The following is a 25,829-nucleotide window of genomic DNA, read 5'->3' as shown; positions in this document are numbered from 1 at the left end:
ATGGCTCCAAAGAAGGTCTTCGGCATCGTGCTCGCTGGCGGCGAGGGAAAACGGCTCATGCCGCTCACGGCCGACCGGGCGAAGCCCGCAGTCCCGTTCGGCGGGAACTTCCGTCTCATCGACTTCGCGCTCTCGAACCTGGTGAACTCCGGTCTGCAGAAGATCGTCGTCCTCACCCAGTACAAGTCGCACAGTCTCGACCGGCACGTCGCCGAGACCTGGCGCATGGAGGGCCTGCTCGGGTCCTACGTGGCGTCGGTCCCCGCGCAGCAGCGGCTCGGCAAGCGCTGGTTCGCCGGGTCGGCCGACGCGATCCTGCAGTCGCTCAACCTGCTCCGCGACGAGCGCCCCGACATCGTCGTCGTGGTCGGCGCCGACCACGTGTACCGGATGGACTTCCACCAGATGGTCGAGGCGCACATCGCCTCGGGCCGCAGCGCCACCGTCGCGGCGATCCGGCAGCCCATCGAACTGGCCGACCAGTTCGGCGTCATCCAGGTGGACCCCGACGACCCGACGAAGATCGACGCCTTCCTCGAGAAGCCGAAGGACCCCGTCGGACTCGCCGACTCCCCCGGCGAGGTCCTCGCGTCGATGGGCAACTACGTGTTCAACGCGGATGCCCTCGTCGACGCGGTGCTCCGCGACGGCCAGGTCGAGTCCTCCGCCCACGACATGGGCGGCGACATCGTCCCCGACTTCGTGAACCGCGGCGACGCCGGCGTCTACGACCTGCAGCGGAACGAGGTCCCCGGTTCCACCGACCGTGACAAGTACTACTGGCGCGACGTGGGGACGATCGACTCGTTCTTCGACGCCCACATGGACCTCATCGCGCCGGTGCCGGTGTTCAACCTGTACAACCAGGACTGGCCGATCTTCAACCAGCAGACGAACCTGCCGCCGGCGAAGTTCGTGCGGGACGCGAACGGCAACACCGGCTCCACGGTCGACTCGCTCGTGTCGCTCGGCTGCCTCGTGTCGGGCGCGCAGGTCGAGCGCAGCATGATCGGCCCGTGGTGCGGGATCGACTCCGGTGCGAAGGTCCTCGACTCGATCGTGTTCGAGCGGGCGACGATCGGTGCGGGGTCCGTCGTGAACCGGGCGATCCTGGACAAGGACGTCGTCATCGCACCGGGCGCGCAGGTCGGCGTCGACCGTGAGGCCGACGAGGCCCGCGGCTTCACCGTGACCGAGTCGGGCATCACGGTGGTCGGCAAGGGCGTCCGGGTCGACGCGTAGCGTCGGCCGGTCACGTCGACAGCGACGAACGGACGGTCAGGAGGCACGGCTCGCGTCACGGACGCGGGCCGTGCCTCCTGCTGTCGGTACCGTTGGTGCGTGCCCCGCTTCCTCGTCGTCCTCGATGCCGATTCCACCCTCCTCGAGGACGAGGTGATCGAACTCCTGGCGGACACCGCCGGGACCCGGCCACAGGTCGCGGCGATCACGGAGCGCGCCATGCGCGGGGAGATCGACTTCGCCGAGAGCCTCCGGGAGCGTGTCGCGACCCTGGCGGGCCTCCCGGTCGACGTCTTCCGACGCGCACAGCAGGCGGTCCGCGTGACGCGGGGGGCCGACCAGCTCGTCCGCGGCGTGCACGCCGCGGGCGGGACCGTCGGTGTCGTGTCGGGCGGGTTCCACGAGGTCCTGGACCCGTTCGCCGAGCAACTCGGTCTCGACCACTGCCGGGCGAACCGGCTCGAGGTGACCGACGGCGTGCTGACCGGACGCGTCCTCGGCGACGTCGTGGACGCGCACGCGAAGGCCGTCGCCCTGCGCGAGTGGGCCGCCGCGGACGGCGTGGACGCAGTCCGCACCGTCGCGGTCGGCGACGGCGCGAACGACCTCGAGATGATGCGCGTCGCCGCCCTGTCGGTGGCGTTCGACGCGAAGCCGCGCGTGCGGGAGCAGGCGGACGTCGCGGTCGTGGACCGCGACCTGTCCGCCGTGCTCGCGACGCTCGGCCTGCGCGGCTGACCCGGACGGGCGGCTAGTGGCCCATCCCGAGGCCGCCGTCGACCGGGATGATCGCGCCGGAGACGTACCCGGCCCCGTCGCTCGCCAGGAACAGCGTGGCGTCGGCGACGTCGTCGACCGTGCCGTAGCGGGCGGCCGGGATCGCCTTCTTGAACTCGGCCTGCAGCTCGTCGGACAGCGCGGCCGTCATGTCGGTCTGGATGAACCCGGGCGCGACGACGTTGGCGGTGATGCCGCGCGAGCCGAGCTCGCGGGTGATCGAGCGGGCCATGCCGACCAGGGCGGCCTTCGACGACGCGTAGTTGACCTGGCCGATCTGACCGTAGGCGCCGACGACGCTCGACATGAGCACGATGCGGCCGAACTTCGCCTTCATCATGCCCTTGGTGGCGCGCTTGACGACGCGGAACGTGCCGGTCAGGTTGGTGTCGACGACGCTCGTGAAGTCGTCCTCCGACATGCGGAGCAGCAGCTGGTCGTTCGTGATGCCGGCGTTCGCGACGAGCACCTCGATCGGGCCGAGTTCGGCCTCGACCTGCGTGAAGGCGGCGTCCACCGACGCCGTGTCGGTGATGTCGGCCTGCACGGTGAGGGCACCCTCGGGTCCGCCCTGTCCGCTCCGCGACGTGACCGCGACGCGGTGCCCTGCGGCGACGAAGCGCTCGGCGAGGGCGTGGCCGATGCCGCGGTTGCCGCCGGTGATCAGGACGGTACGGGGGGTGCTCATGGTCGCTCCGTTCGGTGGTGGTGTGCGGTCGTGTCGTGCCGACGGGTCGGCGGACACGCCCGGACGAGCGTACCGGAGCCACCGTGACAGCCCGTTCGCGCGCGGCGCACCCACGATCGGTCCCGGAGGCTTAGGCTTGACCACGGGTAGACGGAGACCATCTGTATGAAGAGCACGCACACCAGCATCACCACGCTCCCGGACTCGCCGGAGCTGGACCGGGCGCACCGCCTGTCCCGCTACGTGTGGCAGATGGCGATCCGCGTCGTCCTGTTCGTCGTGGCCGTGCTCGTCTACTCCATCTGGCACTCCTGGATCGCCGTCGTGCCGATCGTCCTCGCCGCCGTGATCCCCTGGGTCGCCGTCATCGTCGCGAACGCCGGCAGCCGGACGGAGAGCGACATGATCTCCCCCGCCGGTGCGATGCAGCTCTACGACGCGGTCGACCCCGGCCTCCGGGAGCAGCAGGAAGAGGACCGCGCCCAGGCCTACCGCGACGAGCAGGACCGCCTCCGGCAGCAGGCGCAGCACGCGCAGGACGAGTGGCAGCGCAACGGCGACCGCTCGAAGATGTGGGGGCACCGCTGATGGGGGCCACCTTCGACCTGCACACCGAGCCGGGCTCGACCCCCGTGTGCTCGCGCGCCGGCTGCTCGAACACCGCTACGTGGCGGGTCAACTGGCGCAACCCCCGGATCCACTCCGCCGACCGCGTCAAGATCTGGGCGGCGTGCGAGGAGCACCGCGACTTCCTCGCCGACTACCTGCGGTCCCGTACCTTCCCGGTGCGCGTCACCGGCATGCACGAGGACGTCGACCGGCTCGACGACGAACGCGACCCGGCATCGTCGCCGAAGAACGACGTCGGGGTGCGCTCCACCGGCACCGGTCGATGACCGACGACTTCGACCCGCACTCCCGGTACGGCCGGAAGCACGCAGCCAAGCTGCAGCGCGCCGCCGACCACGCCCGTCGGTCCGTGCCGGCCGACGACCGTCCCGCCCAGGACCCGGACGAGCCCTTCGTCGGCTGGCACTTCGTCCGCAGTCGCCGCTGGCTCGGGTACTTCGCGATCGCCGTGGCGTTCGCGATCGTCTGCGCGCTGTTCGGCATGTGGCAGTGGGACCGCCGGAACGAGGCCGTCCGCCAGAACGAGCAGGTCGCCCAGAACTACGACCACACCCCCGTGCCCCTCGACCAGGCGCTGCCGACGGCCTCGAGCTGGCAGGACGAGCAGGAGTGGCTCCGGGTCGCCGTGACCGGCCGGTACGACGTCGACGCGCAGCTGCTCGTCCGCAACCGCGTGCACAACGGCCAACCCGGCTTCGAGGTCCTCACCCCGCTGGTCACCGACGACGGCCGGGCGTTCATCGTGGACCGCGGCTGGGTCCCCACCGGCAACGCGCAGGACGCCCCCGACCACGTGCCCGCTCCCCCGTCGGGTGAGGTGACGGCGATCGTCCGCCTGCAGCAGAGCGAGCCCCGGATCCCCGGCCGCACCGACCCCGCGCACACCGACCAGGTGCAGTCGGTCACCCTGGCGGACGTCGCGAAGAAGGTCGACACCCCGATCTGGACGGGCGCGTACGGCGAACTCGCGTCCGAGTCCCCCGCCCCGACCGAGGCCCGCCCGCTCGGCTGGGAACGCCCCACCGCCGACACCGGCCTGCACCTGAGCTACTTCATCCAGTGGTTCCTGTTCGCGGCCGGCGGCTTCGGGTTCCTGGCGTACGTGATGGTGCAGGAGTACCGGAACCTCAACCAGGACGACCCGGAGGAACGCGAGCGCGCCCAGGAGCGGCAGCGCCGCAAGGACGCCAAGCCGAAGACCGACGCCGAGATCGAGGACGACCTGATCGCGTCCCGTCGCTGACGACCGGCGGGCGTGTGCGCGTGCGTGCGCGGCCGCACCGTGCGCACCTCGCAACCCCGTGCGAACTTCCGCGCACCGTGCCCCGCTACAAGCGCGCACCCAGCACGTTTCGCCGCACCGGCCCGCGAACCCGGCACCGTGCGGACGGGAGGCGCGGTGCACGACCGGCACCGCGCCTCCAGGCCGCACCGTGCGCACCTCGCAACCCCGTGCGGGCTTCCGCGCACCGTGCCCGGCTACAAGCGGGCACCCAGCACGTTTCGCCGCACCGGCCCGCGAACCCGGCACCGTGCGGACGGGCTCCGCCCGCCCGGCTGGCCGGCGTCAGGCGAGCTCGATGAGCTCCGCGTAGTCCTTGTTCCAGTGGTCCTCGGTGCCGTCCGGCAGCAGCAGGACGCGCTCCGGGTTGAGCGCCTCGACCGCGCCGGCGTCGTGGGACACCAGGACGACGGCACCCTCGAAGCCGGCCAACGCGTTCAGGATCTCCTCGCGCGACGCCGGGTCCAGGTTGTTCGTCGGTTCGTCGAGCAGCAGGACGTTCGCGCCCGAGACGACGATCATCGCGAGCGACAGACGCGTCTTCTCACCGCCGGACAGGACCCCGGCCTTCTTGTAGCCGTCGTCGCCGGTGAACAGGAACGACCCGAGCACCCGACGGGCCTCGGTCTCGTTGAGGTCGGTCGACGCCGACACCATGTTCTCGATCACCGTGCGGTTGATGTCGATGTTCTCGTGCTCCTGCGCGTAGTAGCCGATGCGCAGACCGTGGCCGGGCTGGATCTCGCCCGTGTCGGGCAGGTCGGCACCCGCGAGGATCCGGAGCAGCGTCGTCTTGCCGGCACCGTTGAACCCGAGGATCACGACGCGCGAACCGCGGTCGATCGCGAGGTCGACGCCCGCGAAGATCTCGAGCGAGCCGTAGGACTTCGACAGCCCCTCCGCCATGAGCGGGGTGCGGCCGCACGGGGCCGGCGTGGGGAAGCGGATCTTGGCGACCCGGTCGGCAACGCGCTCGTCTTCGAGTCCGGCGAGCAGCTTGTCCGCCCGCGCGACCATCTGATGCGCAGCCGCGGCCTTCGAGGCCTTCGCACCGAAGCGAGCGGCCTGGTCCTTGAGCGTCGCGGCCTTCTTCTCGGCGCCCGCGCGCTCCTTGCGGCGACGCTCCTCGTCGGCGACGCGCTGGCGCTGGTACAGCTTCCAGCCCATGTTGTAGATGTCGATGGTCTGGCGGTTCGCGTCGAGGTAGAACACGCGGTTGACGACCTCGTCGACGAGCTCCACGTCGTGGGAGATGATGATGACGCCACCGGGGTAGGTCTTCAGGTGCTCGCGCAGCCACACGACCGAGTCGGCGTCGAGGTGGTTCGTGGGCTCGTCGAGGATCATCGTCTCGGCGTCCGAGAACAGGATCCGGGCGAGCTCGATGCGACGCCGCTGCCCACCGGACAGGGTCTTCAGCTGCTGGTCGAGGATGCGGTCCGGCAGCTTGAGGTTCGACGCGATCGAGGCCGCCTCGGCCTCGGCCGCGTAGCCGCCGAGCGCGTTGAACTGGTCGTCGAGCCGGCTGTACCGGCGCATCGCCTTCTCGGCGACGGCCTGGTCGTCACTCGCCATGTCGAGCGTGGCGAGGCGGATGCCCTCCACCAGTTCGCCGAGCCCGCGGGCGTCGAGGATGCGCTTCCGCGCCGTCTCCTCCGGGTCGCCCGAGCGTGGGTCCTGCGGCAGGTAGCCGATCTCCCCACCGCGGTCGATCTTGCCGCCCGTGGGCTGCGTCTCGCCCGCGAGGGCCTTGGTCATCGTCGTCTTCCCCGCGCCGTTGCGGCCGACGAGTCCGATCTTGTCACCCTTCTCGACACGGAAGGACACGTCCTCCATGAGGAGACGAGCTCCGACGCGGATCTCGAGTTCGTGCACGGCAAGCACAGTGGACGTCCAATCAGTTGGTGGGTTTGCACAACGACGTGTGCGTGAGGTGCACCGCTACGCTGACGGGACCGATGGTTCCGAACGGGACCAGCAGTCCATTCTAGGAGAATCCATGACGAACGCCACCGGGTTCGCTCCCCGCGCAGTCCTCGCCGACCGTCTGCGAACGCACGGGCTGGCCACGAACGCCGCCCTCGTCGCCGGCGGAGCCCTGTTCACCGCTGCGATGGCACAGCTCGAGGTCCCGATGTGGCCGGTCCCGATCACGGGTCAGACGCTCGCCGTCGTGCTCGTCGGCGCGACCCTGGGTGCCCGCCGCGGCATGCTCGCGCTGCTCGTCTACGCCGTCGCCGGCCTGGCGGGCGCACCGTTCTTCGCCGACATGACCGGTGGCCTGCAGGCCCTCGCCGTGCCGAGCTTCGGCTACGTCATCGGGTTCATCCCCGCCGCGGGTGTCGTCGGCTGGCTCGCGCGCCGCAACTGGGACCGTCACGTCGGACGCGCCGCGGTGGCGATGCTGCTCGCGAGCGCCATTCCGTTCGTGACCGGCCTCCCGTACCTGGCGATCGTGCTCGGTCAGCTCGGTGCCCCGAACGACCTGCAGTCGGTGCTCGCCGCCGGCCTGTACCCGTTCGTCGTCGGCGGGATCGCGAAGGCGCTCATCGCCGCGGGCATCCTGCCGCTCGCGTGGAAGGCCGTCGGCCGCCGCTGACGCGCACCCGTCGGCTGCGGTCGACACGCCCGGCTCCTGCGGCCGGGGTTCCGAGATCTCGGAACCCCGGCCGCTTCTGCGTCCGTTCGTGGAACCTCGCCGAACATGAGCGGCGTGTCGCGCCCCGCGCGCGTCCTGCGCACAGACGGACGGGAGGCCCGGTGCCAGCTGGCACCGGGCCTCCCGTCCGTCAGGGGGTCGCGACTAGATCGCGAACCCGAGCGCGCGCATCATCTCGCGTCCGTCGTCGGTGATCCGCTCCGGACCCCACGGCGGCATCCAGACCCAGTTGATTCGGAAGGCGTCCACGATGCCGTCGAGGGCGTTCGCGGTGTCGCCCTCGATGACGTCGGTCAGCGGGCAGCCAGCGCTGGTCAGCGTCATGCTGATCACGAGCGCCGAGGCCTCGTCGTCCCATGCGAGGTCGTAGATCAGACCGAGGTCGACGATGTTGACGCCGAGCTCCGGGTCCTGGACCTCCTTCAGCCCCTCGACGACCTCGTCGAACTTGTCCGGGGCGAGTGCCGCGATCATCAGGCCTGCGCCTCTGCGGTGGACGCCGCGGCGGCCTGCACGTAGCGGTCGTAGCCCTCGTTCTCGAGGCGGTCGGCGAGCTCGGGGCCACCCTGCTCGGCGACCTTGCCCGCGACGAACACGTGCACGAAGTCCGGCTTGATGTACCGCAGGATGCGCGTGTAGTGCGTGATGAGCAGCACACCGAGACCGGTCGCGGCCTTGGCGCGGTTCACGCCCTCGGACACGATCTTCAGCGCGTCGACGTCCAGGCCGGAGTCGGTCTCGTCGAGCACGGCGAAGCGGGGCTTGAGGAGCTCGAGCTGCATGATCTCGTGGCGCTTCTTCTCGCCACCGGAGAAGCCCTCGTTGACGTTGCGCTCGGCGAACGACGAGTCCATCTTGAGGTCGGCCATCGACTGGCGGAGCTCCTTGATCCAGCCGCGCAGGGCCGGGGCCTCGCCGTCGATCGCCGTCTTGGCGGTGCGGAGGAAGTTCGACACCGTCACGCCGGGGATCTCGACCGGGTACTGCATCGCCAGGAACATGCCGGCACGGGCGCGCTCGTCGACGCTCATCGCGAGGACGTCCTCGCCGTCGAGGGTGATCGAGCCGCCGACGACGTTGTACCGGGGGTGCCCGGCGATCGTGTACGCCAGCGTGGACTTGCCGGAGCCGTTCGGCCCCATGATCGCGTGGATCTCGCCCTCGTTGATCGTGAGGTCGACACCCTTGAGGATCTCCTTGGTGCCCTGATCGGTGTCGATCGAGACCTGGAGGTCGCGGATTTCCAGAGTGGACATTGCGTGGGTTCCTTCGGTTTTCTGTCGTGTCGCGGACGGGCCGCGGAAAGTGTGGGGGGCCGGGAGGCGGTGTCAGTCGACGGGGACGGGATCGTGCACGTCGACGTAGACGTCGCCCTCGCGCACCTCGACCCGGAACACCGGGACGGGCTCGTACGCCGGGAAGTTCTGCGGCTTCCCCGTGGCGAGCGAGAAGCGGGAGCCGTGCGCCCAGCACTCGAGCGTGTCGCCCTCGATGAACCCCTCGGCCAGCGAGATGTCCCCGTGGGTGCAGGTGTCGCCGATGGCGTACACGGTGCCGGACGAGTCCTTCACGATGGCCACCGCGGTTCCGTCGACGACGGCACGCATCGGGCTGTCCACCGCGATCTCGGACTCCGCGCAGACCTTCGTGGGCATCAGGCGTCGGCCTCCGCCGGGGCGACGGTCACCGAGCGCCCCTCGGCGAGCTCCTGCTCGACTGCGGCGATGAGTCGTTCCTCGAGCTCGGGCGCACCGATCTTCTGGATGACCTCGACCAGGAAGCCGAGCACGACGAGACGACGCGCTTCCTCTTCGGGGATGCCGCGGGCCTGCAGGTAGAACAGCTGCTCGTCGTCGAAGCGACCGGTCGCGCTCGCGTGGCCGGCGCCTTCGATGTTGCCCGTCTCGATCTCGAGGTTCGGGATGCTGTCGGCACGGGTGCCGTCGGTCAGCACGAGGTTGCGGTTCTGCTCGTACGAGTCGGTCCCGTCACCCGCGCGGCCGATGAGCACGTCACCGATCCACACGGTGTGCGCGCCCTTGCCCTGCAGCGCGCCCTTGTAGTTGACCCGACCGCGCGTGTTCGGCGCGTCGTGGTTCACGTAGACCTGCTGCTCGATGTACTGGCCGGCGTCGGCGAAGTACACGCCGTACATCTCGGTGTCGGCGCCCTGCGCACCGAGGTGCGTCGAGGGGTTGACCCGGATGACGTCGCCGCCGAGCGAGACCACGACGTGCTTCAGGAAGGCGTCGCGGCCGACCTCGGCGAAGTGCGTCGAGACGTGCACCGCGTCGTCGTCCCAGTCCTGCAGGCTGACGACCGTCAGGCGTGCGCCGTCCTGCACGACGATCTCGATGTTCTCGCTGAGCAGTGCGCTGCCGCGGTTGTCGAGCACGACGATGCCCTGGGCGTGCGGCTCAGCGGTGATGACCGTGTGCGCCGCGCGGGGCTGCGTCCCGAAGTCGGACCGCGTGATGGTGATGAACTCGTGCGCCTCGGTCGCCTTCACGGTGACGGCGAGGACCGCGTCACGCGCGGTCCAGGCCGCGGCTGCCGCGCGGTCCTCCGGCAGACCGGCGGTGCCGACGCGGGGGTCGTCGCTGCGACCCCACTCGACGTCGGCACCGTCGGACTGCCGGGCGAGGAACCGGTAGGCGGATCCGTCGAGACCGCCGTCGAGCAGCGGCTGGAGCTTCGCCAGGGGCGCGAACTTCCAGTTCACCTCGCGCCCGGTGACGGTCGGGAACGCCCCGAGGTCGCCGGACTGGAACCGCTCGGAGCGGGTCTGGACCGGGATCTTCTTGTCGGGGGCGTCCCAGCCGCCGTCGGAGTGGGCTCCGGCGCCGTGCTGGTCGGCTCCCTGGGCGGCTGCCGCGGGCTCGATCGGCTGGTCGATGTGGGGAGGGGTGGTGCTGGACATCTAGCCGACGGATCCTTCCATGCTCATCTCGATGAGCTTGTTGAGTTCGAGCGCGTACTCCATCGGGAGCTCGCGGGCGATCGGCTCGATGAAGCCACGGACGATCATCGCCATCGCTTCGTCCTCGGCCATGCCGCGGGACATCAGGTAGAAGAGCTGCTCCTCGCTCACGCGCGAGACCGTGGCCTCGTGCCCGAGCTGGACGTCGTCGACTCGGATGTCGATCGCCGGGTACGTGTCGCTCCGGCTGATCGTGTCGACGAGCAACGCGTCGCAGCGGACGGTGTTCGCCGCGTGGTGCGCGGCCGGGTCGACCCGGACCTCGCCGCGGTAGCCCGCTCGACCACCACCGCGGGCGATCGACTTCGAGACGATCGACGACGTCGTGTACGGCGCCATGTGGATCATCTTCGCGCCGGCGTCCTGGTGCTGGCCGGGGCCGGCGAAGGCGACGGACAGGGTCTCGCCCTTGGCGTGCTCACCGGCGAGGTAGATCGACGGGTACTTCATCGTCACCTTGGAGCCGATGTTGCCGTCGATCCACTCCATCGTGGCACCCTCGTGCGCGATCGCACGCTTGGTCACGAGGTTGTAGACGTTGTTCGACCAGTTCTGGATCGTCGTGTAGCGCACGCGGGCGTTCTTCTTCACGATGATCTCGACGACGGCCGAGTGCAGCGAGTCCGACTTGTAGATCGGGGCGGTGCAGCCCTCGATGTAGTGGACGTAGGAGTCCTCGTCCGCGATGATCAGCGTCCGCTCGAACTGGCCCATGTTCTCGGTGTTGATCCGGAAGTAGGCCTGCAGCGGGATCTCGACGTGGACGCCCTTGGGGACGTAGACGAACGAGCCGCCGGACCAGACGGCCGTGTTCAGCGCGGCGAACTTGTTGTCGCCGGCCGGGATCACGGTGCCGAAGTACTCCTGGAAGAGCTCGGGGTGCTCGCGGAGCGCCGTGTCGGTGTCCATGAAGATGACACCCTGCTGCTCCAGGTCCTCGCGGATCTGGTGGTACACGACCTCGGACTCGTACTGCGCGGCGACGCCGGCGACGAGGCGCTGGCGCTCTGCCTCGGGGATGCCGAGCTTCTCGTAGGTCGCGCGGATGTCCTCGGGGAGGTCCTCCCACGACTGCGCCTGCTTCTCGGTGGAGCGCACGAAGTACTTGATGTTGTCGAAGTCGATGCCCGTCAGGTCGGCACCCCACGTCGGCATCGGCTTGCGGCCGAAGAGCTGCAGGCCCTTGAGCCGGTTCTTGAGCATCCACTCGGGCTCGTGCTTGAGGTTCGAGATGTCGGTGACGACCTCGTCCGAGACCCCACGGCGGGCCGAGGCCCCGGCGGAGTCGGAGTCGGACCAGCCGAACTCGTATTGCCCGAGCCCTTCGAGCTCGGGACGGTCGATGAGCACGTCGGACATGGTCTCCTCGTTTCCTTCTCGCGGGACAGCGTCTTCAGGTGTGAACCCGTGGCGTCTGGACGCCATTCCACCGCAGACCGCTGACAAGCGGTCACGGTGCTGCTCCCTCGCAACGACAATGGTTCCACGCAGTCCGTGGAGTGATCGGCGATCTCGGCCCATTCGGAGCCGGCGCCTGCCTAGACTTGACTGCTGCTGAACCCTCGAATCCTACAGGTTCGCTGCACGGAACAACAGGAAGGCACCACCCTCGTGACTCGCGTCGGACCCCCCGTCGACCAGGATCTCCGGACCGCACGGTGGTGGTCGCTCCCCCGGGTCGTCGACCGCCGGGTCATCGCGCTGGCGTGGGCCTCGTTCGTGGTCGAGGTCGTGTTGATCGGCACCGGCGGCCTCGTCCGGCTGACCGCGTCGGGCCTCGGATGCCCCACCTGGCCCAAGTGCACGGCGGATTCGCTCGTGTCGACGCCCGAGATGGGCGTCCACGGGATCATCGAGTTCGGCAACCGACTGCTCACCTTCGTGCTCGTGATCGTGGCGATCGCGATGTTCCTGGCGGTCGTCCGGATGCTCCGCACGCGCCCCGAACTGTTCTGGCTCGCGTTCGCTCAGGGCGTCGCGATCCCGGTGCAGGCCGTCATCGGCGGGCTCAGCGTGCTCACGAACCTCAACCCCTTCGTCGTCGGGCTGCACTTCGTCGTGTCCGCCGCCCTGACCTCGGTCACCGCGGCCCTGGTCTACCGGACGATGCACGGCCCCCGCACGAGCCGTCGCGTGGTGCCCGGCTGGTACACCGGTGTCGTCCGCGGCACGGTCGCCGCGGTCGTGGTCACCGTCCTGGTCGGCATCCTCACCACCGGCAGCGGTCCGCACGCCGGCGCCGACGAGGCCGTGGACGGCGGCATGCTGCACCGAACGGGCTTCGACCCCGCGGTCATGGAACACCTGCACGCCTGGCCCGCCTACACGCTGTTCGCGCTGACGCTCGTCCTCGTGGTCGGTGCCGTCCGCCTCCGGATCTCGAGCAAGTGGGCGCTCCTGCTGCTCGTCGTCGAGTTCCTGCAGATCGCCGTCGGCCTGACGCAGGCGCGCACGGGGCTGCCGGTCGGGCTGGTCGGCACGCACATGGTGCTCGCCGGGCTGCTCGTCGGCGCCACCACGGCGGTCGTGCTCGCGACCCGGGCCAGCGCCGGTCGCGCGGCCGTGCGCGAACCGCTCGACGCCTGACGCCCGGGCGCGTCGCGCCCCCGCCGCCCGGCCGACACCCGTTCTGCGACACCCCACGAGTCGATCGACTCGTGGGGTGTCGTTCGTTGCAGACGCATCGCACCACGCGTGCGCCCTGCGCCCAGCGCACGCACACGGCGGACGGGAGGCCCGTGGCAGCCCCGCCCCGCGCCTCCCGGCCGTCCCGTGCGCACGTCGAGAGCCCCACCCGGTCGCGCACCCGACGGCGACCCAGAACGACGAAGGCGACGTCGCACGACATCGAGTTCGTCGTACGACGTCGCCCAGTGGCGGCGCGCAGTGCCTAGAAGGTGAAGACCTGCGGCAGCAGCGGGTCGATGCCCACGGCGATGAAGAGCAGCGTCAGGTACGTGATCGAGCTGTGGAAGACGCGCATCGGTTGCACGTGCTCGACGTGCTGGATCGCCCGCGAGTACAGCCGGTGCGACTCGACGACGAACCAGATGCCGCCGGCCAGTGCGACCACCGTGTAGAGCGGTCCCATGTGCGCAACGGGGATGAGCAGGAGCGAGCAGACGAGGGTGGCCCACGCGTACAGCACGACCTGCAGGCCGACGACGGTGCGACCGCGGACCACGGCGAGCATCGGGACGTCGGCGGCGTCGTAGTCGTCGCGGTACTTCATCGACAGCGGCCAGTAGTGCGGCGGCGTCCAGAGGAAGATGACCATGAACAGGATGACCGGGGCCCAGGTGAGCGACCCGGTGACGCCCGCCCAGCCGATGAGCACGGGCATGCAGCCGGCCGAGCCGCCCCACACGATGTTCTGCGGGGTGCGGCGCTTGAGCCAGAGCGTGTAGACGAACACGTAGATGAGGATGGCGATGACGCTCAGGGCGGCCGCGAGCCAGTTCACCAGGAACCCGAGGACCGCGGTCGACAGGACACCCAGGATCCACGAGAACACCAGGGCTTCGCGGTCGGAGAGCTCGCCGGTCACCAGCGGGCGCGTGCTCGTCCGCTTCATCAGGCGGTCGATGTCGCGGTCGATGTAGCAGTTGAACGCCGACGCCGAACCGGCGGACATCGCGCCGCCCAGCATCGTCCAGAAGACCAGCCACAGGTCCGGAACGCCGCGCTCGGCCAGGAACATGGTCGGCGCCGTGGTCACGAGCAGCAGCTCCATGACCCGCGGCTTGGTCAACGAGACGTACGCACGGACCTTGCGGGACAGCGGCGATCGGGGTCGATCGGTGTCGGGCCTGGTCACGGTGGCAGTCGGCAAGGGAACCTCAGTCTGTTCGCATCAGCTCGCACACTCGGTGGACGACTGCGGCGGCGTCCGGGCATGCGCTGACCCGGAATGTCCACGGGTCTCGATCAGTTTACGGGATGGAAGCGCCGCGACGATGCCCCGCTCGCCCATCCCGCGCGGAACGACGGGCCACGGAGCACGACACGCCCGGCAGACGGGGCCTCGACCGACTCGAGTCATGAACATCGGGCGTCACCTGAACCCCTTCTGAGTGGCTGGTCACTATGCTGGACCTGCCCTCCCGCAGTGCGCGCCCCGATGACGTCGGCCGCGATGAGCCGGTCGGCCGCCGCTAGACGGCGACACGACTCGGCCCCGGGATGGCCACATGTCCGTGCGATGGCACGAGCCCTCGCACATGTCGCATCAAGAAGGGTCAACATCCAAGTGGCTGAATTCACCTGGGACGCCATCGACCGGAAGGCCGTCGACACGGCCCGCGTTCTCGCCGCCGACTCGGTCGAGGCCGCTGGCAACGGTCACCCCGGCACCGCGATGAGCCTCGCGCCGCTCGCACACCTGCTCTTCCAGAAGGTGATGCGTCGCGACCCGAGCGACTCCACCTGGATCGGCCGCGACCGCTTCATCCTGTCCGCCGGTCACGCCTCGATCCTGCAGTACGTGCAGTTCTACCTGCACGGCTACGGCCTCGAGCTCGAAGACCTCCAGCACCTGCGCAAGTGGGGCTCGAAGACCCCGGGTCACCCGGAGTACGGCCACACCGACGGTGTCGAGATCACCACCGGCCCGCTCGGCCAGGGCCTCGCGTCCTCGGTCGGCTTCGCCTACGCCCAGCGCTTCGAGCGCGGCCTGTTCGACCCGGAGACCCCGGCCGGCCAGTCGCCCTTCGACCACTTCACCTACGTGATCGCCGGTGACGGCGACATGCAGGAGGGCGTGACGAACGAGGCGGGCTCGCTCGCCGGCCGTCAGCAGCTCGGCAACCTGATCGCGTTCTACGACTCGAACCAGATCTCGATCGAGGACAACACCGACATCGCCTTCTCGGAGAGCGTCCCCGAGCGCTACGAGGCACTCGGCTGGCACGTCCAGATCGTCGACTGGAAGAAGACCGGCGAGTACTCCGAGGACGCCGTGGAGCTCCACGCCGCGATCGAGGCCGCCCAGCAGGTCACCGACAAGCCGTCGCTCATCGTCCTCAAGACGATCATCGGCTGGCCGTCGCCGACCAAGCAGAACTCCGGCAAGATCCACGGTTCGGCGCTCGGCGCCGACGAGATCAAGGGCCTCAAGGAGGTCCTCGGCTTCGACACCGCGAAGACCTTCGAGGTCGCCCCCGAGGTCCTCGAGTACACCCGCGGCGCCGTCGCCAAGGGCCAGGCGCAGCACGCCGAGTGGCAGAAGACCTTCGACGCGTGGGCTGCCGCCAACGCCGACAAGAAGGCGCTGTTCGACCGCGTCAACGCCAAGGAGCTCCCCGAGGGCCTCGAGGCAGCACTGCCGGTCTTCCCGACCGACAAGGCCGTCTCGACCCGTGCCGCCTCCGGCAAGGTCATCAACGCCATCGCGCCGCTGATGCCCGAGTTCTGGGGTGGCTCGGCCGACCTCGCCGAGTCGAACCTCACCACGATCGAGGGCGCCAAGTCCTTCGGTCCGGCCGAGGCCTCGACGTCGACGTGGAGCACCGACCCGTACGGCCGCGTGCTGCACTTCGGCATCCGCGAGCACGCGATGGGCTCGATCCTCAACGGCATCGTCCTGCACGGGAACACCCGCCCCTTCGGTGGCACGTTCCTGATCTTCAGCGACTACATGCGTCCGGCGGTCCGTCTCGCCGCGCTCATGGGCGCACCGGCGATCTACGTCTGGACCCACGACTCCATCGCCCTCGGCGAGGACGGCCCGACGCACCAGCCGATCGAGCAGGTCTCGTCGCTCCGTGCGATCCCGGGTCTCGACGTGGTCCGCCCCGCCGACGCCAACGAGGTCGCGTACGCCTGGCTCGAGATGCTCAAGCACACCGACCGTCCGGCCGGCATCGCACTGAGCCGTCAGAACCTGCCGGTCTTCGAGCGTGGCGAGGGCGACGCCTCGGGTGAGGTCTTCGCCTCGGCGAAGAACGTCGCCAAGGGCGCGTACATCCTGGCCGAGGCGCCGAACGGCACCCCGGACGTGATCCTCATCGCGACCGGTTCCGAGGTCCAGATCGCCGTCGAGGCCCGCGAGCAGCTCAAGGGCGAGGGCATCAACGCCCGCGTCGTGAGTGCCCCGTCCATCGAGTGGTTCCGCGCCCAGTCGGAGAACTACCAGGACCAGGTGCTCCCGAAGGACGTCACCGCTCGCGTGTCGGTCGAGGCCGGCATCGCGATGAGCTGGCGCGACATCATCGGCGACAAGGGCCGCAGCGTCTCGATCGAGCACTTCGGTGCCTCGGCCGACTACCAGACGCTCTTCAAGGAGTTCGGCTTCACGACGGAGCACGTCGTGGCCGCCGCGAAGGAATCGATCGCGGCTTCCTGACCCGCAGGGGCCGGGTCCGGTTCGCCGGATCCGGCCCTTCTGCCGGGGGGCGCGGTTCGGCCCCGCCACGCGCCCCCGGTCCCCCAGACCCCGGCCACCAGGCCGATGAAGGAAAGAAGAGAAACACATGGCTGAGAACACCCCCACTGCCGCCCTCTCCGCGGTCGGCGTGAGCATCTGGCTCGACGACCTGTCCCGCGAGCTCCTCGAGACCGGCAAGCTCACCGAGCTCATCGAGCAGAAGAACGTCGTCGGCGTGACCACGAACCCGACCATCTTCGCCTCGGCCCTCGCCAAGGGCGAGCGCTACGACGCCCAGGTCAAGGAGCTGGCCGCCGCCGGCACCGAGCTCACCGACGCGATCTTCGAGATCACCACGCAGGACGTCGCCAACGCGTCCGACCTGTTCAAGCCGATCTACGACTCGACGAAGGGCTTCGACGGCCGCGTGTCGATCGAGGTCGAGCCGGGCCTGGCACACGAGACCGCGAAGACCATCGAGCAGGCCAAGTTCCTGTTCGAGAAGGTCGGTCGCGAGAACGTCCTCATCAAGATCCCGGCGACGGTCGAGGGCCTCGAGGCCATCACCGAGGTCATCGGCGCCGGCATCTCGGTGAACGTCACCCTGATCTTCTCGCTCGAGCGCTACCGCGCCGTCATCGACGCCTACCTCGGTGGGCTCGAGAAGGCCAAGGCCGCCGGGCACGACCTGTCGAAGATCCACTCGGTCGCCTCGTTCTTCGTGTCGCGCGTCGACTCCGAGATCGACAAGCGCCTGGACGCCGTCGGCACCGACGAGGCCAAGGCCCTGAAGTCGAAGGCCGGCATCGCCAACGCGCAGCTCGCCTACCAGGTCTGGACCGAGGCGTTCGCCTCCGAGCGCGCCCTCGGCCTGCTCGAGGCCGGCGCGAACACGCAGCGTCCGCTCTGGGCCTCGACCGGCGTCAAGGACCCGTCGCTGCCGGACACGCTCTACGTGACCGAGCTCGCCGCCCCGAACACCGTCAACACGATGCCGGGCAAGACGCTCGACGCCACGTTCGACCACGGTGAGATCCACGGCGACGCCATCGCCGGCACCTTCGACGCCGCGCAGCAGGTCCTCGACCAGCTCGCAGCGCAGGGCATCGACTACGACGACGTCGTGGCGCTGCTCGAGAAGGAGGGCGTGGACAAGTTCAACGTCTCGTGGGGCGAGCTCGTCGACACCGTGAAGACCGCGCTCGAGGGCGCCAAGTAGTGACGGTTTCCATCGCAGCCAGCGGCGATGCCGCGCGGGCCATCGACTCGGTGGTCCCGCGGCTCGTCGCTGACCTGGTGGCCTCGGGCATCACCGCCCAGGACCCCGAGCTGTGGGGACCGGACGCCGAGGCCGAGGCGTCGAAGCGCCTCGGCTGGGTGGAGGCCGTCTCGGTCTCCCGCCCGCTCGTCGCCCAGATCACCGCGCTGCGCGAGTCGCTCCGTGCCGAAGGGGTCGACCACGTCGTCCTCGCCGGCATGGGCGGCTCGTCGCTCGCTCCCGAGGTGATCACGCGCACCGCCGGTGTGCCGCTGACGGTCCTCGACTCGACCGACCCCGCGCAGGTCCGCGCCGCCGTCTCGACCGACCTCGAGCGCACCGTGCTCGTCGTCTCGTCGAAGTCCGGTTCCACGCTCGAGACCGACTCGCAGCGTCGGGTCTACGAGCAGGCGTTCCGCGACGCCGGCATCGACCCCGCCCGCCGCATCGTCGTCGTCACCGACCCGGGCTCCGCGCTCGAGGCCGCCGCGACCGACGCCGGCTACCGTGTCTTCACCGCCGACCCGACCGTCGGCGGCCGCTACTCGGCCCTCACCGCGTTCGGGCTCGTCCCCTCCGGTCTCGCCGGGGCGGACATCGCCGAACTGCTGGACGAGGCCGACGCCATCTCCGCGCTGCTGTCGGTCGACCTCGACGAGAACCCCGGGCTCGTGCTCGGCGCGGTGCTCGCGGGGACCGACCCGCTGCGCGACAAGATCGCGATCGTCCCGGACGGCACCCACATCGTCGGGTTCGGCGACTGGGTGGAGCAGCTGATCGCGGAGTCGACCGGCAAGAGCGGACGTGGCCTGCTGCCCGTCGTGCTGCACGCCGACTCCCCCGAGGTCTCCGCAGCGCTGCCCGACGTCCAGGTCATCCGCCTGGTCGGTTCGCGCGAGGACGAGCGCCACGTCGCCGAGGGCGAGGTCGAGATCACCGGGACGCTCGGTGGCCAGATCCTCGTCTGGGAGTACGCCGTCGCGGTCGCCGGGCGCCTGCTCGGCATCGACCCGTTCGACCAGCCCGACGTCGAGGCCGCCAAGGTCGCGACCCGTGCGCTGCTCGACGACCGTCCCACGGCTGCCGCGCCCGCGTTCACCGAGGACGGCATCGCCGTCTCCGCGACGCCGGGACTGCCGGTCGGGACGACGCTCGCAGAAGCCGTGACGGGCCTCCTGTCCGAACTGGGCGCCACCGGCTACGTGGCGGTGCAGGCGTACGTCGACCGCACCACGAACCGTGACCTCGAGACGCTCCGCGACGCCCTGGCGGCGCGCACGCGCCGTCCGGTCACCTTCGGGTACGGCCCGCGGTTCCTGCACTCGACCGGGCAGTACCACAAGGGCGGCCCCGCCACCGGAGTGTTCCTCCAGATCGTGGCCGACGAACCGGACGACCTGGCGATCCCGGGCCGGCCGTTCTCGTTCGGGCAGCTCCTCCGGGCCCAGGCAGCCGGTGACGCGAGTGTCCTCGCGCAGCACGGCCGCCCGGTCCTCACCCTCACGACGTCGGACGTGCGCGCCGCCACCGCGGCCATCGCCTCCGCCGTCTCCCACTGACTCGTAAGGAGTTCACCGACTCATGTCACCGGTGGCAATCACCCCGGAGCACAACCCGCTCCGGCTGCCGACGGATCGTCGACTGAACCGGATCGCGGGACCGAGCACGCTCATCATCTTCGGCGTGACGGGCGACCTGTCACGCAAGAAGCTGATGCCGGCGGTCTACGACCTGGCCAACCGGGGGCTGCTGCCCCCGGGGTTCGCGCTCGTCGGCTTCGCCCGGCGCGACTGGGAGGACCAAGACTTCTCCCAGCTCGTGCACGACGCGGTCAAGGAACACTCCCGCACCCCGTTCGACGAGGACGTCTGGCGTCAGCTCGAACAGGGCATCCGCTTCGTCCAGGGCTCGTTCGACGACCCCGAGGCGTTCCTGCAGCTCAAGCAGACCGTCGACGAGCTGGACGCCGAGCGCGGGACGCTCGGCAACCACGCGTTCTACCTGTCCATCCCGCCGAAGATGTTCCCGGTGGTGACCGAGCAGCTGAAGCTGTCCGGGCTCACCGAGAAGCGTGAGGGCTCGTGGAGCCGCGTGGTCGTCGAGAAGCCGTTCGGTTCCGACCTCCGCACGGCACGCGAGCTGAACGCGATCGTCGAGAGCGTCTTCGCGCCCGACGACGTGTTCCGCATCGACCACTACCTCGGCAAGGAGACCGTCCAGAATCTGCTGACGCTCCGGTTCGCGAACCAGATGTACGAACCCATCTGGAACTCGAACTACGTCGACCACGTGCAGATCACGATGGCCGAGGACATCGGCGTCGCCGGACGTGCCGCGTACTACGACGGCATCGGCGCGGCGCGCGACGTCATCCAGAACCACCTGCTGCAGCTCCTCGCGCTCACCGCGATGGAGGAACCCGTCTCGTTCAAGGCCGCAGACCTGCGTGCCGAGAAGGAGAAGGTGCTCTCCGCCGTGCGCCTGCCCGAGGACCTGTCGACCGCCACCGCGCGCGGACAGTACGCCGGCGGCTGGCAGGGCGGCGAGAAGGTGCTCGGGTTCCTCGACGAGGCCGGGATGAACCCCGAGTCCGGCACCGAGACGTACGCGGCGATCAAGCTCGACATCGCGACCCGTCGCTGGCAGGGCGTCCCGTTCTACCTGCGTGCCGGCAAGCGGCTCGGCCGTCGCGTCACCGAGATCGCGATCGTCTTCAAGCGTGTCCCCGAGGACGTCTACGGCAACTCGCAGTCGCCCCTCGGCCAGAACGCGCTCGTCATCCGTGTGCAGCCGGACGAGGGCGTCACGCTCCGGTTCGGCTCGAAGGTCCCCGGCGTCGGCACCCAGGTGCGCGACGTGACGATGGACTTCGGCTACGGCCACGCCTTCACCGAGGCGTCCCCCGAGGCGTACGAGCGACTCATCCTCGACGTGCTCCTCGGTGACCCGCCGCTGTTCCCGCGGCACCAGGAGGTCGAGCTGTCCTGGAAGATCCTCGACCCGATCGAGGAGTTCTGGGCCACGCAGGGCCAGCCCGAGCAGTACCGTCCCGGCACGTGGGGCCCGGCGTCCGCCGATGCCCTGCTCGCCCGCGACGGCCGGACCTGGAGGCGTCCATGAAGATCGACATGCCGAACACCACGGTCTCGAAGATCCAGAAGAAGCTCGTCCACATCCGAGAAGAGGGCGGCGCCGTCGCCCTCGGACGCGTCCTGACGCTGATCATCTCGACGGCCCTCGGCCACGAGGAAGAAGCGATCGAGGCGGCGAACGAAGCGTCCCGCGAGCACCCGATGCGCGTCATCATCGTGTCGAAGAACGACGGTGACACGAAGTCGCCGGGTCGTCTCGACGCGCAGATCCGAGTGGGCAGCGACGCGGGCGCGAGCGAGGTCATCGTCCTCCGCGCCTACGGCGAGACCGCGACCGACGAGGAGAGCCTGGTCACGGGCCTGCTCCTGCCGGACGCGCCCGTCGTGGCCTGGTGGCCGCAGACCGCGCCGTCGCAGCCGTCGGCCTCGGCACTGGGCCGCATCGCCCAGCGCCGGATCACCGACGCCGCCGCGCAGAAGGACCCGAACGGCGCGATCGAGGCCCTCGGCGCCTCGTACGTTCCGGGCGACACCGACTTCGCGTGGACGCGCCTGACCCTGTGGCGGAACCAGCTCGCCGCGGCACTCGACCAGCCGCCGTACGAGCCCATCACCAGCGTCGAGGTGACGGGCGCGTCGGACAGCCCGTCGACGATCCTGCTCGCCGCCTGGCTGCAGCTCCAGCTCGAGGTGCCGGTCACGGTCACCACGTCGCCGCGTGCGACCGGGTCGAGCGGTATCCACGGCGTCAAGCTCGTGCGCGAGTCGGGCACCATCGACCTCGAGCGTTCCCTGGTGGACGTCGCGACCCTCTCGATGCCCGGTCAGCCCACGCACGACCTGTCGCTGCCACGCCGCAACCTGCGTGACTGCCTGGCCGAGGAACTCCGTAGACTCGACCCGGACGTCCTCTTCGGAGACGTCGTCAAGCACGGGGTACCCCAGCTGCGCGAGACCATCGCCCGCTGAGCACCCCACAACGGTCGGGCCGCCTGTCTGGTGCAGGCGGCCCGACCGGACCGAAGGCGGTCGTACGACCGGTCGGCCGCCACGAACACGGGAGTCACGTGACCAACGAACGGCGGGTGCTCGTGCACCCGGACAAGCAGGCCCTCGGCGCTTCGGTCGCCGCACGCTTCATCACGAAGATCATCGACGTGCTCGACGAGCAGGAGCGTGCCGACATCGCGATCAGCGGTGGCTCGGTGTCGTCCCTCGTCCTCGCCGCGATCGGCCAGTCCCCGGCGCGCGAGAGCGTCGACTGGTCGAAGGTCCACGTCTGGTGGGTCGACGAGCGTTGGGTGCCGGCCGGTGACGCCGACCGCAACACCACGGGGACACAGACCGACTTCTTCGACCACGTCGACATCCCGGAGTCGAACATCCACCCGATGCCCGCGTCCGACGCCGGCATCGACCTCGAGGAAGCCGCGCTGCAGTACGAGCGCGAGCTGCAGGACGCCGCGTACGAAGGCGCCGTCGCTCCCCGCTTCGACATCACGCTGCTCGGTGTCGGCCCCGACGGACACACCGCCTCGCTCTTCCCGGAGTTCCCGCAGCTCACGGTCACCGACCGCGCCGTCGTGTCGGTCGACGACTCCCCCAAGCCGCCGCCGCAGCGTCTGACGGTCACGTACCCGGTGATCAACGCCTCGCAGCGTGTGTGGGTCATCCTGTCCGGTGCGGAGAAGGCGTCGGTCCTCGGGCTCGCCCTGGCCGGCGCCTCCGTCGAGGACGTCCCGGTCGGTGGCGTACAGGGCCGCAAGCGCACCGTGTTCTTCGTGGACCAGGACGCCGCGCGCGACGTCCCCGAGAACCTCATCGCGTCGACGTACTAGACGCGCGTCCTGACGGGAGGCCCGGTGCCGGTTGGTACCGGGCCTCCCGTCTGTCTGCCCCCTCGCCCACCGCCCCGCCCCGCCCCGCTCCAGGTTCCGAAATCTCGGCATGTCGGCGCGCGCGTCGGCCGTCCGTGGAACCTCGGCGAACCGCACGCGGCATGTCGTGGAACCTCGGCGAACCGCACGTGGCGTGTCGCAGAACCTCGGCGGGACGCACGCCCTCCGCGACACACGAAGGCCCCCACACCATCTCGGTGCGGGGGCCTTCGTCAGTGTGCGTGCGTCACGCCTTCTTGGCGGCGGTTCCGCGACGCTCGCGAAGCTGCTGGAGCGCGTCCTCGAGGAGCTGCGCTGCCTCTTCCTCGGTGCGACGTTCCTTCACGTACGCGAGGTGCGTCTTGTAGGGCTCCGTCTTGGAGACCACGGGCGGGTTCTCCTTGTCGCGCCCGGCGGGGAGACCGCTCGACGGCGAATCGACCGTCTCGGGGATCTCTTCGTCCGGGAGGTTCGCGGCGAAGTACCGCACGACCTCGTTGCCGAGGGCGTCCCAGTAGGAGATCGCCACACGCTCGGCCTGGACCCCGCGGTCCTGTTCGCCCATCGGTCCCGCGCCGACGCGAGACCCTCGGATTGCACTGCCTCCGCTAGCCATGGATCAGACCCCCGCCGTGAACTTGTTGATGAGACCGAGCACGATGATGGAGACGATCCAGACCAGACCGAGGATCACCGTGATGCGGTTGAGGTTGCGCTCGGCGACGCCGGACGCCCCGAGGTTGCTCGTCACGCCGCCACCGAACATGTCGGAGAGGCCGCCACCGCGGCCCTTGTGCAGGAGGATGAGGAGCGTGAGCAGGAGACTCGTGATTGCGAGCAGGACCTGCAGCACGACGGAGAGTATCGCCACGACGTACCTTTCGTGTCAGTCAGCCGTACCAGTGTACCGGCCGCGCGGAGCACGGCCGGTACCTGGACGGGAGTGGTGCGGACGAGAGCCCGCGTCGACGGCAGTCTGTGACGACTACAGCCCGACGTGCTGGCGGAACCGGGCGATCGCCGCGAACTCCTGCACGTCGAGGGATGCGCCGCCGACAAGGGCGCCGTCGATGTCGGGCTCGCGGAGGAACCCGGCGATGTTGCCGGACTTGACCGAGCCGCCGTACAGGACGCGGGTGTCGGCAGCGGCCTGGTCGCCCCAGGATGCGGCGATGCCACGTCGGATGGCCGCGCACTCGTCCTGTGCCTGCTCGGCCGTGGCTGCCTGGCCGGAGCCGATGGCCCAGACGGGCTCGTACGCCACGACGATGTCGGCGGGCTTGACCGCGTCGAGCACGACGCGGAGCTGCTCGACCGGCACGACGCCGGCACCGCGCTCCTCGCGCTGCGCACCGGTCTCGCCGACGCAGACCACGGGAACGAGACCGTGCTTGACGGCCGCTGCGGTCTTCGCGGCGACGACCTCGTCGGTCTCACCGTGCAGCGTGCGCCGCTCGGAGTGGCCGACGATGACGTACTGCGCGTCGAGCGCGGACAGGAACGCGCCGGAGACGTCGCCGGTGTAGGCACCGGAGTCGTACTGCGACAGGTCCTGCGCGCCGAAGTGGATCGGCAGCTTGTCGGCCGAGATGAGCGTCTGCACGCTCCGCAGGTCGGTGAAGGGCGGGAACACCGCGACCTCGACGTCGTCGAAGTCGTGGCGGGCATCCTTCAGGGTCCACGCGAGCTTCTGCACGGTGGCGATGGCCTGGAGGTGGTCCAGGTTCATCTTCCAGTTACCGGCGATCAACGGCGTGCGGGTCATGCGGACCACCCCAGTGCTTCGAGACCGGGGAGCGACTTGCCCTCGAGGAACTCGAGGCTCGCACCACCGCCGGTCGAGATGTGCCCGAACTGGTCGTCCGAGAACCCGAGCGACCGGACCGCAGCAGCGGAGTCGCCACCGCCGACCACACCGAGGCCGTCGACCTCGGTCAGGGCCTTCGCGACGGTCTTCGTGCCGGCAGCGAACGCCGGGAACTCGAACACGCCCATCGGCCCGTTCCAGAACACCGTCTTCGAGCCGGACACCGCCGACGCGAACCGCGCAGCCGTCTCCGGGCCGATGTCGAGGCCGATGCCGTCCGCGCCGAACGACGACGACTCGATCGCGTCGGCCGCGACCGTCTCGTGCGCAGCGTCGGCGGAGAACCCGGAGGCCACCACGACGTCGGTCGGCAGGTCGATCGTCACGCCGAGCTCCTTCGCCCGCGAGAGGTACTCGCGGACGACGTCGAGCTGGTCGGCTTCGAGCAGGGACTTCGCGACCCCGTGGCCCTGGGCCGCGAGGAACGTGAAGAGCATGCCGCCACCGATGCAGAGGGTGTCGACCTTCGGCAGGATGTGGTCGATGACACCGAGCTTGTCGCTGACCTTGGACCCGCCGAGTACGACCGTGTACGGCCGTTCCGGCGAGGTGGTCAGACGCTCGAGCACACGCAGCTCGGTCTCGATCAGCGAACCGGCTGCACTGGGCAGCGCGGACGCGAGTTCGTAGACCGAGGCCTGCTTGCGGTGCACGACACCGAAGCCGTCGGAGACGAAGGCGTCGCCGAGTGCCGCGATGCGGTCCGCGAACGCGCTGCGCGAGGCGGCGTCCTTCGAGGTCTCCTCCGGGTTGAACCGGAGGTTCTCGAGCAGCAGGACGTCGCCGTCCTCGAGGGCCTCAGCGGCTGCGGTCGCCTCGTCGCCGACGGTCTCGCCGACGAACGTGACCTCCTTGCCGAGCAGCTCGGAGAGCCGCTGGCCGACCGGCGCGAGCGAGAACTCCGGCTTGGGTTCGCCGTCGGGGCGGCCCAGGTGGGAGATCACGATGACGCGCGCGCCGGCGGTGATGAGGGTGTTCAGGGTCGTCAGCGACGCCCGCACGCGGCCGTCGTCCGTGATCGTGCCGTCCTTGAGCGGGACGTTCAGGTCACAACGGACGATGACGCGCTTGCCGGCGAGGTCGCCGAGGTCCTCGAGGGTGCGGAGAGCCATG

Annotated in this window: 25 protein-coding genes; 13 read left to right on the top strand and 12 right to left on the bottom strand. The window is 69.8% G+C overall.

What is annotated here, in order from left to right; genetic code table 11:
* Both glgC and serB read left to right on the top strand, forming a co-directional pair.
* Positions 1-1,242, top strand: coding sequence for a glucose-1-phosphate adenylyltransferase (glgC, locus tag EDF63_RS08200; protein WP_123313100.1), 1,242 nt, complete (start codon positions 1-3; stop codon positions 1,240-1,242).
* Between the two features lie 99 nt (positions 1,243-1,341).
* Positions 1,342-1,980, top strand: a complete 639-nt coding sequence (serB, locus tag EDF63_RS08195) for a phosphoserine phosphatase SerB (RefSeq protein ID WP_123312563.1) — start codon at positions 1,342-1,344, stop codon at positions 1,978-1,980.
* 13 nt (positions 1,981-1,993) lie between these two features.
* On the opposite strand, the gene fabG is transcribed toward serB, so the two are convergent.
* Complete coding sequence (fabG, locus tag EDF63_RS08190; RefSeq protein ID WP_027465673.1) at positions 1,994-2,707, bottom strand: 3-oxoacyl-ACP reductase FabG; 714 nt, start codon at positions 2,705-2,707, stop codon at positions 1,994-1,996.
* A 165-nt stretch (positions 2,708-2,872) separates the two neighbouring features.
* Here fabG and EDF63_RS08185 point away from each other — a divergent pair, with 165 nt between their 5' ends.
* Genes EDF63_RS08185 through EDF63_RS08175 form a run of 3 tightly spaced genes read left to right on the top strand, consistent with a single transcriptional unit; the run spans position 2,873 to position 4,580 of the window.
* Entirely contained in the window at positions 2,873-3,295 is a 423-nt protein-coding gene (locus EDF63_RS08185; RefSeq protein WP_123312561.1) for a DUF3099 domain-containing protein, read from the top strand.
* Complete coding sequence (locus EDF63_RS08180) at positions 3,295-3,603, top strand: hypothetical protein (RefSeq protein ID WP_395871646.1); 309 nt, start codon at positions 3,295-3,297, stop codon at positions 3,601-3,603. The genes EDF63_RS08185 and EDF63_RS08180 overlap by 1 nt, the downstream gene beginning before the upstream one ends.
* A complete protein-coding gene (locus tag EDF63_RS08175; RefSeq protein ID WP_123312560.1) occupies positions 3,600-4,580 on the top strand; it encodes an SURF1 family protein in 981 nt (326 codons plus the stop codon). Before EDF63_RS08180 ends, EDF63_RS08175 begins: the two co-directional genes overlap by 4 nt.
* 324 nt (positions 4,581-4,904) lie before the next feature.
* Here the strand turns inward: EDF63_RS08175 and EDF63_RS08170 are convergent, their stop codons facing one another.
* Positions 4,905-6,503 carry an ABC-F family ATP-binding cassette domain-containing protein gene (locus EDF63_RS08170; RefSeq protein WP_123312558.1) on the bottom strand — a complete coding sequence of 533 codons (1,599 nt, stop codon included), beginning with the start codon at positions 6,501-6,503 and terminating at the stop codon, positions 4,905-4,907.
* A gap of 115 nt (positions 6,504-6,618) precedes the next feature.
* On the opposite strand from EDF63_RS08170, the gene EDF63_RS08165 reads away from it, so the two are divergent.
* Complete coding sequence (locus tag EDF63_RS08165; protein WP_123312557.1) at positions 6,619-7,218, top strand: biotin transporter BioY; 600 nt, start codon at positions 6,619-6,621, stop codon at positions 7,216-7,218.
* A 204-nt stretch (positions 7,219-7,422) separates the two neighbouring features.
* On the opposite strand, the gene EDF63_RS08160 is transcribed toward EDF63_RS08165, so the two are convergent.
* From EDF63_RS08160 to sufB, 5 genes are all read right to left on the bottom strand, one after another.
* The gene (locus EDF63_RS08160) at positions 7,423-7,752 is read right to left on the bottom strand and encodes a metal-sulfur cluster assembly factor (RefSeq protein WP_123312556.1); all 330 of its coding nucleotides are present in this window, start codon (positions 7,750-7,752) and stop codon (positions 7,423-7,425) included.
* On the bottom strand, positions 7,752-8,534 hold the full coding sequence (gene sufC, locus EDF63_RS08155; RefSeq protein ID WP_123312555.1) for a Fe-S cluster assembly ATPase SufC: 783 nt from the start codon (positions 8,532-8,534) through the stop codon (positions 7,752-7,754). The genes EDF63_RS08160 and sufC overlap by 1 nt, the downstream gene beginning before the upstream one ends.
* Positions 8,535-8,606: 72 nt before the next feature.
* The gene (locus EDF63_RS08150; protein WP_123312554.1) at positions 8,607-8,933 is read right to left on the bottom strand and encodes a non-heme iron oxygenase ferredoxin subunit; all 327 of its coding nucleotides are present in this window, start codon (positions 8,931-8,933) and stop codon (positions 8,607-8,609) included.
* Positions 8,933-10,198, bottom strand: coding sequence for a Fe-S cluster assembly protein SufD (gene sufD, locus EDF63_RS08145; protein ID WP_123312552.1), 1,266 nt, complete (start codon positions 10,196-10,198; stop codon positions 8,933-8,935). Before sufD ends, EDF63_RS08150 begins: the two co-directional genes overlap by 1 nt.
* Positions 10,199-11,617: a Fe-S cluster assembly protein SufB gene (sufB, locus tag EDF63_RS08140; RefSeq protein WP_111083968.1), complete on the bottom strand. Its 1,419-nt coding sequence runs from the start codon at positions 11,615-11,617 to the stop codon at positions 10,199-10,201. It lies immediately after the preceding gene.
* A 252-nt stretch (positions 11,618-11,869) separates the two neighbouring features.
* Here sufB and EDF63_RS08135 point away from each other — a divergent pair, with 252 nt between their 5' ends.
* Positions 11,870-12,844, top strand: a complete 975-nt coding sequence (locus EDF63_RS08135; protein ID WP_123312550.1) for a heme A synthase — start codon at positions 11,870-11,872, stop codon at positions 12,842-12,844.
* Between the two features lie 304 nt (positions 12,845-13,148).
* Here the strand turns inward: EDF63_RS08135 and EDF63_RS08130 are convergent, their stop codons facing one another.
* Positions 13,149-14,075, bottom strand: coding sequence for a heme o synthase (locus tag EDF63_RS08130; RefSeq protein ID WP_123312549.1), 927 nt, complete (start codon positions 14,073-14,075; stop codon positions 13,149-13,151).
* Positions 14,076-14,507: 432 nt separating this feature from the next.
* Between EDF63_RS08130 and tkt the strand changes: the two genes are divergently transcribed.
* From tkt to pgl, 6 genes are all read left to right on the top strand, one after another.
* A complete protein-coding gene (gene tkt / locus EDF63_RS08125; protein WP_123312548.1) occupies positions 14,508-16,601 on the top strand; it encodes a transketolase in 2,094 nt (697 codons plus the stop codon).
* A 127-nt stretch (positions 16,602-16,728) separates the two neighbouring features.
* Positions 16,729-17,841, top strand: coding sequence for a transaldolase (gene tal / locus EDF63_RS08120; protein ID WP_123312546.1), 1,113 nt, complete (start codon positions 16,729-16,731; stop codon positions 17,839-17,841).
* Positions 17,841-19,439 (top strand): glucose-6-phosphate isomerase, encoded by a 1,599-nt coding sequence (locus EDF63_RS08115; RefSeq protein ID WP_123312544.1) that lies wholly within the window; start codon positions 17,841-17,843, stop codon positions 19,437-19,439. Before tal ends, EDF63_RS08115 begins: the two co-directional genes overlap by 1 nt.
* Before the next feature lie 22 nt (positions 19,440-19,461).
* On the top strand, positions 19,462-21,000 hold the full coding sequence (gene zwf / locus EDF63_RS08110; protein ID WP_123312542.1) for a glucose-6-phosphate dehydrogenase: 1,539 nt from the start codon (positions 19,462-19,464) through the stop codon (positions 20,998-21,000).
* Positions 20,997-21,941 (top strand): glucose-6-phosphate dehydrogenase assembly protein OpcA, encoded by a 945-nt coding sequence (locus EDF63_RS08105; RefSeq protein ID WP_123312539.1) that lies wholly within the window; start codon positions 20,997-20,999, stop codon positions 21,939-21,941. The genes zwf and EDF63_RS08105 overlap by 4 nt, the downstream gene beginning before the upstream one ends.
* 98 nt (positions 21,942-22,039) lie before the next feature.
* Positions 22,040-22,810, top strand: coding sequence for a 6-phosphogluconolactonase (gene pgl / locus EDF63_RS08100; RefSeq protein WP_123312536.1), 771 nt, complete (start codon positions 22,040-22,042; stop codon positions 22,808-22,810).
* A gap of 286 nt (positions 22,811-23,096) precedes the next feature.
* Here pgl and EDF63_RS08095 read toward each other — a convergent pair whose 3' ends face one another.
* The 4 genes from EDF63_RS08095 to EDF63_RS08080 form a co-directional block, all read right to left on the bottom strand.
* Positions 23,097-23,465 carry an RNA polymerase-binding protein RbpA gene (locus EDF63_RS08095; protein WP_027465686.1) on the bottom strand — a complete coding sequence of 123 codons (369 nt, stop codon included), beginning with the start codon at positions 23,463-23,465 and terminating at the stop codon, positions 23,097-23,099.
* 3 nt (positions 23,466-23,468) lie between these two features.
* Entirely contained in the window at positions 23,469-23,720 is a 252-nt protein-coding gene (gene secG / locus EDF63_RS08090) for a preprotein translocase subunit SecG (RefSeq protein ID WP_017887256.1), read from the bottom strand.
* 114 nt (positions 23,721-23,834) lie between these two features.
* Positions 23,835-24,614: a triose-phosphate isomerase gene (tpiA, locus tag EDF63_RS08085; RefSeq protein ID WP_123313099.1), complete on the bottom strand. Its 780-nt coding sequence runs from the start codon at positions 24,612-24,614 to the stop codon at positions 23,835-23,837.
* Positions 24,611-25,828, bottom strand: a complete 1,218-nt coding sequence (locus EDF63_RS08080) for a phosphoglycerate kinase (protein WP_123312534.1) — start codon at positions 25,826-25,828, stop codon at positions 24,611-24,613. The genes tpiA and EDF63_RS08080 overlap by 4 nt, the downstream gene beginning before the upstream one ends.
* Position 25,829 lies beyond the last annotated feature (1 nt).

This window comes from Curtobacterium sp. JUb34, from assembly GCF_003755065.1.
Lineage (GTDB): Bacteria > Actinomycetota > Actinomycetes > Actinomycetales > Microbacteriaceae > Curtobacterium.
This window is presented reverse-complemented; position numbering and strand designations above follow the sequence as displayed.

Excerpts from the sequence above, each read along its gene's own strand:
- EDF63_RS08080 (WP_123312534.1), bottom strand. The coding sequence starts at position 25,828 with ATGGCTCTCCGCACCCTCGAGGACCTCGGCGACCTCGCCGGCAAGCGC.
- EDF63_RS08095 (WP_027465686.1), bottom strand. The coding sequence starts at position 23,465 with ATGGCTAGCGGAGGCAGTGCAATCCGAGGGTCTCGCGTCGGCGCGGGA.
- EDF63_RS08165 (WP_123312557.1), top strand. The coding sequence starts at position 6,619 with ATGACGAACGCCACCGGGTTCGCTCCCCGCGCAGTCCTCGCCGACCGT.
- zwf (WP_123312542.1), top strand. The coding sequence starts at position 19,462 with ATGTCACCGGTGGCAATCACCCCGGAGCACAACCCGCTCCGGCTGCCG.
- EDF63_RS08150 (WP_123312554.1), bottom strand. The coding sequence starts at position 8,933 with ATGCCCACGAAGGTCTGCGCGGAGTCCGAGATCGCGGTGGACAGCCCG.
- EDF63_RS08160 (WP_123312556.1), bottom strand. The coding sequence starts at position 7,752 with ATGATCGCGGCACTCGCCCCGGACAAGTTCGACGAGGTCGTCGAGGGG.
- sufB (WP_111083968.1), bottom strand. The coding sequence starts at position 11,617 with ATGTCCGACGTGCTCATCGACCGTCCCGAGCTCGAAGGGCTCGGGCAA.
- EDF63_RS08175 (WP_123312560.1), top strand. The coding sequence starts at position 3,600 with ATGACCGACGACTTCGACCCGCACTCCCGGTACGGCCGGAAGCACGCA.
- tpiA (WP_123313099.1), bottom strand. The coding sequence starts at position 24,614 with ATGACCCGCACGCCGTTGATCGCCGGTAACTGGAAGATGAACCTGGAC.
- glgC (WP_123313100.1), top strand. The coding sequence starts at position 1 with ATGGCTCCAAAGAAGGTCTTCGGCATCGTGCTCGCTGGCGGCGAGGGA.
- fabG (WP_027465673.1), bottom strand. The coding sequence starts at position 2,707 with ATGAGCACCCCCCGTACCGTCCTGATCACCGGCGGCAACCGCGGCATC.
- EDF63_RS08105 (WP_123312539.1), top strand. The coding sequence starts at position 20,997 with ATGAAGATCGACATGCCGAACACCACGGTCTCGAAGATCCAGAAGAAG.
- EDF63_RS08185 (WP_123312561.1), top strand. The coding sequence starts at position 2,873 with ATGAAGAGCACGCACACCAGCATCACCACGCTCCCGGACTCGCCGGAG.
- EDF63_RS08180 (WP_395871646.1), top strand. The coding sequence starts at position 3,295 with ATGGGGGCCACCTTCGACCTGCACACCGAGCCGGGCTCGACCCCCGTG.
- tal (WP_123312546.1), top strand. The coding sequence starts at position 16,729 with ATGGCTGAGAACACCCCCACTGCCGCCCTCTCCGCGGTCGGCGTGAGC.
- sufD (WP_123312552.1), bottom strand. The coding sequence starts at position 10,198 with ATGTCCAGCACCACCCCTCCCCACATCGACCAGCCGATCGAGCCCGCG.
- sufC (WP_123312555.1), bottom strand. The coding sequence starts at position 8,534 with ATGTCCACTCTGGAAATCCGCGACCTCCAGGTCTCGATCGACACCGAT.